This window comes from Magnetococcales bacterium (assembly GCA_015232395.1).
Lineage (GTDB): Bacteria > Pseudomonadota > Magnetococcia > Magnetococcales > JADFZT01 > JADFZT01.
This window is the reverse complement of the sequence record JADFZT010000029.1, coordinates 51,596-53,288: the sequence shown is the minus strand read 5'-3', so window position 1 is coordinate 53,288 and position 1,693 is coordinate 51,596. Positions and strand designations below refer to the sequence as shown.

General features: G+C 56.3%; 1 protein-coding gene. It reads left to right on the top strand.

Going from position 1 to position 1,693, the window contains the following annotated elements:
- On the top strand, window positions 1-1,693 hold a 1,693-nt coding region (locus HQL52_10045; GenBank protein MBF0369786.1), incomplete at both ends, for a hypothetical protein.

Sequence of the window (1,693 nt, the reverse complement as noted above, 5' to 3'; positions counted from 1 at the left end):
CCGGCAAGCTCAATCAACAGCCCACTTCCGAAGCGTTGCAGGCCATCGTTGATTCAGCCACCGAGCAGTTGCGGCAGGCCGCTCAAGAGCAGTCCGAAACTCTTACCGGCAAGCTCAATCAACAGCCCACTTCCGAAGCGTTGCAGGCTATCGTTGATTCCGCCACCGGGCAGTTGAGGCAGGCCACTCAGGAGCAATCCGAGACCCTCTCCGGCAAGCTCGATCAACAGCCCACTTCCGAAGCGTTGCAGGCCATCGTTGATTCCGCCACCGAGCAGTTGCGGCAGGCCACCCAGGAGCAGTCCCAGTCCATCTCAGGACAGTTGGCCCAACAGCCCAATTCCGAAACTTTGCAGTCGGTTATTGATTCAGCCACTAAGCAGTTGAGGCAGGCCGCTCAGGAACAGTCAGAAACCATCTCCGGACAGCTGGCCCAACAGCCCAATTCCGAAACCCTGCAACAAGCTCTGGATACCGTCACCGAACAGCTGAGCCAAGCTCTTTTGGAACAAGGGGTGGAGCTGACAGGAACACTGAAAAAACTACCCACCTCCACAGATCTGCAACAAACTCTGGATGCCGTCAGTGGGAAGCTGAATCAAACGGTTCTGGAGCAAGGAAACACCCTGACTGGCAAGTTTGATCAACAACCCACTCCTGAAACCTTACGCAGCATCGTGGATGCGGCCAGTGCCCGTTTGAGTCAACAGCTAAGCCAAGGTCCATCCCGTGACGAAATCTTCCGGGCCGTTCGGGAACAGACCGATACGCTGACTGAAAAATTGAACCAGCAGCTCACCCCCGAAACCGTACAGTCGGTCGTGGACTCCGCCAACGAGCGCCTGAGCCAGACCATCCAGCAGCAGGTACAAACCGTCAGCAACAAGCTCGATGGGCAGCTCACCTCTGAAGCGGTTCGGTCAGTCGTGGAAAAGGCGGTCCAGGAGCAAGCGCAAACCCTCGCTGGAAAACTGGGTCAGCAACTCACACCCGAAGCGATGCAATCAGCTGTGGATGCCGCCAGCGAGCATCTTAGCCGGACCATCCAGAAGCAGACCCAAAGCCTTTCCGGACAACTAAACCATCAACTCACCAAAGAAACTGTGCAATCGGTGGTTGACTCCGGCAACGCCCAGCTCAAGCAAACCATTCGGGAGCAGTGGCAATCCGTCAGCAACAAGCTCAATGGCCAGCTCACCTATGAAGCAGTTCGGTCAATCGTTGAAAAGGGAATCCAGGAACAAGTCACAACCCTCTCCACAAAGCTGGACCGCCAACTCACACCCGAAGCGCTACAGTCGGTCGTAGACTCTGCCAGCAAACGCCTGAACCGAGCCATACAAGAACAGTCGGAAAACCTCTCCGGACAACTAAACCATCAACTCACCAAAGATACAGTGCAATCGGTGGTCGACTCCGGCAACGACCAACTCAATCGAGCCATTCGGGAGCAGGGACAGTCCGTCAGCAGCAAGCTCGATGGGCAGCTCACTCCTGAAGCGATTAGGTCAGTCGTTGAAAAGGCGATCCAGGAGCAGGCGCAAACCCTCTCCACAAAACTGGACCGCCAGCTCACACCCGAAGCCGTGCAGTCGGTCGTGGACTCCGCCAATGCGCGCCTGAGCCAAACCATCCAAGAACAGGGGGAAACCCTCTCCGAAAAACTGGACCGGCAACTCACCGAAGAAACGGT